Annotated in this window: 7 protein-coding genes; all 7 read left to right on the top strand. The window is 55.4% G+C overall.

Going from position 1 to position 6,164, the window contains the following annotated elements:
* Nucleotides 1–370 precede the first annotated feature (370 nt).
* From Q0Z94_RS10660 to Q0Z94_RS10630, 7 genes are read left to right on the top strand one after another with little or no spacing between them, the layout of a single operon-like run.
* Nucleotides 371–1,501: a ketoacyl-ACP synthase III gene (locus Q0Z94_RS10660; protein ID WP_298069552.1), complete on the top strand. Its 1,131-nt coding sequence runs from the start codon at nt 371–373 to the stop codon at nt 1,499–1,501.
* 2 nt (nt 1,502–1,503) lie between these two features.
* On the top strand, nt 1,504–1,722 hold the full coding sequence (locus Q0Z94_RS10655) for a phosphopantetheine-binding protein (RefSeq protein ID WP_298069550.1): 219 nt from the start codon (nt 1,504–1,506) through the stop codon (nt 1,720–1,722).
* A 1-nt stretch (nt 1,723) separates the two neighbouring features.
* Nucleotides 1,724–2,461, top strand: a complete 738-nt coding sequence (locus tag Q0Z94_RS10650) for an SDR family oxidoreductase (protein WP_298069548.1) — start codon at nt 1,724–1,726, stop codon at nt 2,459–2,461.
* Nucleotides 2,461–3,603 carry a ketoacyl-ACP synthase III gene (locus Q0Z94_RS10645; RefSeq protein ID WP_298069546.1) on the top strand — a complete coding sequence of 381 codons (1,143 nt, stop codon included), beginning with the start codon at nt 2,461–2,463 and terminating at the stop codon, nt 3,601–3,603. The genes Q0Z94_RS10650 and Q0Z94_RS10645 overlap by 1 nt, the downstream gene beginning before the upstream one ends.
* Entirely contained in the window at nt 3,596–4,336 is a 741-nt protein-coding gene (locus tag Q0Z94_RS10640; RefSeq protein ID WP_298069544.1) for an SDR family oxidoreductase, read from the top strand. The genes Q0Z94_RS10645 and Q0Z94_RS10640 overlap by 8 nt, the downstream gene beginning before the upstream one ends.
* A 10-nt stretch (nt 4,337–4,346) precedes the next feature.
* Nucleotides 4,347–5,144 carry a transketolase gene (locus tag Q0Z94_RS10635; RefSeq protein WP_298069542.1) on the top strand — a complete coding sequence of 266 codons (798 nt, stop codon included), beginning with the start codon at nt 4,347–4,349 and terminating at the stop codon, nt 5,142–5,144.
* Complete coding sequence (locus Q0Z94_RS10630) at nt 5,141–6,115, top strand: transketolase C-terminal domain-containing protein (protein ID WP_298069540.1); 975 nt, start codon at nt 5,141–5,143, stop codon at nt 6,113–6,115. Before Q0Z94_RS10635 ends, Q0Z94_RS10630 begins: the two co-directional genes overlap by 4 nt.
* The last annotated feature ends 49 nt before the right edge of the window (nt 6,116–6,164 follow it).

Raw genomic sequence — 6,164 nt, 5'->3', positions numbered from 1 at the left:
AGTCGCCGGATTTCGCTCTTAATCTGGCGCGGGAGCAGCGTGCCGCGCTGGACCGCATGGACAGTGCCCAGGCCTGGCTGTCGCGCCTGCATGAGCTGCTCGCCGCCCTTCCTGCGCGGCATCATGTCCATTCTTTCCAGTCGCCGTCTGAAGTTTCTGCCCCCGACGCGAACCAGCTGAACGTGTGCCTCCGGGTACAGCCTGAGCTGGCCAGGTCACGGCTGTCGCGTTTTCTGAAGTTTCTCTGTTCGATTTCCTGGAGCAGGAGGAGAAAAGCAATTTCCCTATGCGGGATTAAGCTTCTGGATATAAAAACGGAACACTAAGGTGCACAACGGTTGGCTCCGTCACCTAAGAAAGGATATTCTGCATGGCAGTATCTACCTTCAGGAATGTAAAAATTGCAGGTGTAAAAACAAGCCTGCCCGAGCATACGATTGATATTGATGAAGAACTGGAGTTTTTCGGAGGCTCTCCCAAGAAACTTGCCCGGGCAAAAAAAATGATGGGCTATGGCCGCCGCTATGTCGCCGATGAGAATACCACGGTGACCGACCTTGCCGTGGATGCCGCCCGCAAACTGATGGCGGAAATGAAGATAGCGGTGGAAAGCATCGAGCTACTCATCTTTGTCAATCAGAAGCCCGACTATCCCGAACCCTCAGACGCCTGTATTGCTCATGGTGAACTGGGACTGCGCACGTCCTGCTCTGCCCTGCACATCAACCAGGGCTGCACTGGTTATATCCAGGGTCTGTGGACGGCCCATGCCATGATTTCAAGCGGAGTGGCTCGAAACTGCCTTCTCCTGGCAGGGGACTTGTGTGCCAGAACCACAGATCAGCGCAACAGAAAAGTGGCTCCGGTGTTCGGCGATTCCGCCTCTGCCACGTTTCTGCAGTATACGGAGGATCCGCGCAAAGCCACTTTTGTCATGGGAACTGACGGCACTGGCTGGGACAAAATCATTCATCCTGTAGGTGGGATGAGGATTCCCTGTGATCCGAGGACAACGGCACTCGTGGTGAAAGATACTGCCGGTAATCCCTGGACTCATGGGCAAGGCATGATGAAGGGTGAGGACGTCTTTAATTTCAGCATCAACATAGCCCCTGCACTTATTCGGCAAACCCTGACGGAAGCAGGATGGGAAAATGATGCTGTGGATCTTTTCGCCATCCATCAGGCCAACAGGCAAATTGTAGAGAATATTATCGACAGGGCCGGTATTCCCCAAGAAAAGTCCCCCTCCGACGTGTTTTTAAAATACGCCAATCACTCTACCAATTCCGTTGTTACTGTGCTTTGTGACCAGCCAAAGGATGTACCGTTGAAGAACGTTCTCTTCTGCACCTTTGGGGTCGGTCTTGCCTGGGGGGGAGCGGCTGTTGACGTATCAGGGATGTATCAGGGGGGATTCACCACCTATATCCCACCAAAGGACAAGATGACCAGAGACCAGCAGCTGGAACGCTGGATCAAACAATTTAAAGGAGAATAACCATGAGCAGAGAAGAATTTCTTACGGAAATGCAGGACGTGCTTCAGACGGAAGAGGAGCTTTCCTTTGCAACCGTGCTGAAGGATCTGGAAGAATGGGATTCGCTTTCCGTGATGGCGACCATGGCTTTTCTGGATAAGACCTTCGGCGTCAGAACGACCATGTCTGACTACCGTGACATGAAAACCATTGAAGACATCGCGCAGAAGGCGGGACTGTAGCATGATTTCCTTCACGGCGGATCAGCGTTTTCTCGTAACCGGCGCCTCTTCCGGCATTGGTGAAGGCGTAGCGCTGCTGCTCAATGAGCTTGGGGCGGCGGTCATCGGCATCGGGCGCAATGAAGAACGCCTTTTGGCCATGAAGGAAAAAGCCCGCTTCCCGGAAAACGTCTTTCTCGAACAGAAGGATCTTGCCGAAGACATTGCAAGTCTCCCCGCCTATGTGAAACAGCTTCGCGAAAAGTACGGCAAGTTCCAGGGCCTGGCGTACTGTGCGGGAATGGGAGGTATTCATCCGCTTCGTGCCGTAGACCTGCCCACTCTTCATGACATTTTTAATATCAACTACTTTGCGCCGGTGTTTATGGCAAAAGGCTTTGCTGACAGGCGCAGCAATAATGGCAAGGGAAGTGCGGTGGTATGTATCGCCTCTGCGGGGGGGGTCCGCTGCGATCCGGGCATGACAGCCTATGCCGGCTCAAAAGGCGCGCTTATCGCGACGATGCAGTCCATCGCACGCGAACTGGCGCCAGCCGGGCTCAGGGTCAACTGCATCTCTCCCACGCTCATTGAGACAGGTATGGCGGGTGATATCGAACGTGCCTATGCAGAAGGCAAGTACCCTTTCGGTCTGGGGCAAGTCTCCGATGTGGCCAATATGGTCATTTTCCTTCTTTCCGAACAGGCGCGCTGGATAACGGCACAGAACTATATCCTGGATTGCGGCGGAGTCATCTAATGTCTAGGACTTGTTTTACCCATGTCAAAATCAGCGGCGTGACCTGCGTCGTACCTGAAAACTTCATCCGCATTGAAGACGAGCTGAAGTTTTTTCATAACGATGTGAAGCTCCTGGAACGCAATAAAAAGATCCTCGGTCTCGGCAAGCGCCATGTGGCGGATGAACGCACAACCAACGCCGATCTGTGCGAGGCGGCGGCCCGTGATCTCCTTGCCGCGCTAGGAGTGGACAAGGGCAGTATCGACGCTCTCATCGTGGTTTCCACTTCCCACGACTATCACTACCCTGCCTCGGCCTGCATTCTGCAGGGACGCCTGGGGCTGAGCGAGGACTGCACCTGTTTCGACATTGGCGGGCTGTCCTGTTCTGCCTATGTGCACGGACTGTGGACAGCGCATTCGCTCATCGCCGGCGGTGCGGCGAAAAAATGCCTGGTGCTGGCGGGAGAGATTGCCAGCCTGCATTCCGACAGGCGCAACCGCAATTCCAACATGCTCTTCGGGGACGCGGGAACGGCCACACTTCTGGAGTACACCGCTGAGGAGCGGCCCGCGTTTTTCGTGACCGGCACGCGCGGCAGAGACTGGGACAAGCTCATCGCCCCCGCGGGCGGTTACAACCTGCCCATGAGGGCGGACATCGCCGGACTGGAGATCACGGACGACACAGGCAATGTGTGGCGGCTCTGCGACGATATCATGAAAGGCATCGATGTATTCAGATTCACGACTGATGTTGGTCCGAAAGGCATCAGGGAGCTCCTCGAATTTTCCGGGAAGACTCTGGAGGACGTTGATTATTTCGCGTTCCATCAGGCCAACAAACAAATCGTGCGGACTGTGGCCATGTACGCAGGCGTTCCCCGGGGCAAGTGGTCTGCTGAGGCATTTTCGGAATATGGCAACTGCGGGGCAGCTGCGGTGGTGGTCGATATCTGCCGTGAGCTTGGCCGCCGCCCGGTGAAGAACCTCTGCATGGCAACCTTCGGCGTGGGCTTGTCCTGGGGCTTCTGCCTTGTGGATATGGAAGGCTCTCTGGTGGCTCCCGTGCGTGAGTATGTGACGCCGGAAGGCAAGATGAACCGCAAGGAAAAGATCGACTACTGGATTTCCTATTTCAGGGAAGGGAACCATGCTTGAAGGAAAGACCGCCTTCATCACCGGCACGAACAGAGGCATAGGCAAGGCGCTTGTAACGGAGTTTGCCCGCAATGGCGCGGACGTTGTCGCTCATGCACGGCGGGATACCCCGGACTTTCGCGAATGGTGCGCCGCTCTTGCCTCGGAGCATGGTGTGACGGTGACACCGGTCTTCTTCGACCTGACGGACAGCGAGGCGATGAAGACGGCGTTACGCAGTCTTATATCCTCAAAAGTTCCTGTGGATATCCTTGTGAACAACGCAGGGGTGGCCCACGGCTGCCTGTTCCAGATGACCGGCATGGCAAGAATCAGGGAGATCTTCGATATCAATCTCTTTGCCATGATGGAGCTGACGCAGTTTCTTTTGCGGTACATGCTGCGCCGCGGCCAGGGATCCATCATCAATCTCGGTTCCGTACTCGGTCTCGACATGCCGGCCGGGAGCTGTGCCTATGGGCTTTCCAAGGCTGCGGTCATGGCGTTCACGCGAACCCTGGCCTCGGAATGCGGACCTCTGGGAGTGCGGGTGAACGCTGTTGCTCCGGGGCTTGTCGCTACGGAAATGGCGGATCAGATGGAAAGGAAGGCGGAAGAATCCATGATGGCTCAATGCGCCATGAAACGCCGTGCACTGCCGGAAGAGGTGGCCAGGACCGTGGTTTTCCTCGCTTCGGAAGAAGCCTCTTTCATCAACGGCCAGATTCTGCGCATCGATGGCGGTAAAGTCTGAGGGTGCGGCGATGGATACGAAAGAAATGCGCAGAGACATTCTCAAAATGGGGCTGGCGGCAAAGTCTCAGGGTGCGCATATGGGTGGCTCGCTTTCGCTGGTTGAGATTATGGCGGCTCTTTATGACGGCGCGATGTCCTTCGAGCCTGCGGACCCATCAGCGGAATATCGCGACCGGCTTATTCTGAGCAAGGGACATGGCGTGATGGCCCAATATGCTGCCTTGAAACAGCTGGGTCTGCTGACAGAAGAGGAGCTGCTCTCGTACAAGGCCAACGGTTCCCGCATCAGCGCACATCCTGCCGTGAATACCGTCCTGGGTATAGACTTCGCGAGCGGAAGTCTGGGTCAGGGACTTTCCCTTGGTATCGGCGTTGCCCTGTCTCTGCGTAGGAAGGACAACGAGCGTTCCCGCGTTTTTGTCATCCTCGGCGATGGGGAATGTGATGAAGGCTCGGTATGGGAAGCGGCTATGGCAGCTTCTCATTACGGGCTGGCCAATATGGTCGCCGTCATAGACAAAAACGGGCTGCAGTATGACGGCAGTACGGAGGATGTTTTGGCTCTGGCGGATTTTTCAGCCAAATGGAAGGCCTTTGGATGGGAGACCTTCGTTGTGGACGGACATGACGTGCAAGCCCTGAGAGAAGCGTTCCACAGGCGCACAGAGAAACCTTTGGCCATCATTGCCGAGACGGTTAAGGGCAAGGGTGTCTCCTTCATGGAGAACATGTCCAGGTGGCATAACGGTGTTGTCACGCAAGGACTGTATGAGCAGGCGATCATGGAGCTGGAGACTGGCAAATGATCGCTTTTAACCCGATGAGTATCAGATTATGGTCGCGCCTCGGTCCTTGCGGAGCTTTCGGACAGGCGGCACTGGCCTTGCCGGAAACAGAACCGCGCACCCTTATCCTTACGGCGGATCTTTGTTCCTTTTCCGGACTGGAACGCTTTAAATCACAGTATCCGGACAGATTCTTCAACACCGGTATTGCCGAACAGAATATGCTTGGTATGGCGGCAGGTTTCGCCAGAGAGGGCTTTGTTCCTTTCGCCACGACCTATGCAGCTTTTGCGTCCATGCGCAGTGCAGACCAGGTAAAGGTAAACATGGGATACATGGGTCTGCCCATTAAGCTTGTGGGGCTTACGGCTGGTTTTTCAGTTGGGATTCTTGGCCCTACGCATATGAGTCTCGAGGATCTGGCAGTCATGCGTGCCCTGCCCAACGTGGTTATCCTTTCTCCGGCGGACTGCACCGCTGTGGTGAAAGCCACCCTTGCCGCTGCCAGACTCAGCGCCCCCGTATACCTTCGTCTTACCGGTGCGATGAATACCCCCATCGTCTACACGAACGATTTTGATTTTGAGGTCGGTAAGGCCATTGAGCTGCGTCAAGGCCGCGATGTGTCCCTCATCGCCACGGGCAGCATGGTCTACTATGCACTGAAAACCGCCGAAAAACTTGAAGCAGCGGGAATCACTGCTTCGGTTCTCGACATGCACACAATCAAGCCTCTGGATACCGCAGCCGTGGAAGCGGCGTGCAAAAGGAAACTGCTGGTCACCCTGGAAGAACATTCCTTCACCGGCGGGCTGGGCAGTGCAGTTGCCGAAACGCTGGCTCTGAAATCCGTACGGCCACCGCATCTCATCCTGGGCGTTTCTGGCAGTTACCCCCATGCCGGGGATTATGCACATCTGCTCGATCTGTGCGGCCTTACTCCAGAGAAAATCGCTGGAAAAATTCTTGAAACCTGGAAGGAGCTTTTCTGATGAGCAATGAAGAAAAATATACCCAGGCCTTCATGCAGGCCTTTGACAT

Origin of the sequence: uncultured Mailhella sp. (genome assembly GCF_947631555.1) — a bacterium.
Taxonomy (GTDB): domain Bacteria; phylum Desulfobacterota; class Desulfovibrionia; order Desulfovibrionales; family Desulfovibrionaceae; genus Mailhella.
The sequence above is the reverse complement of the archived record's forward strand: the minus strand, read 5'-3'. Positions and strand labels throughout refer to the sequence as shown.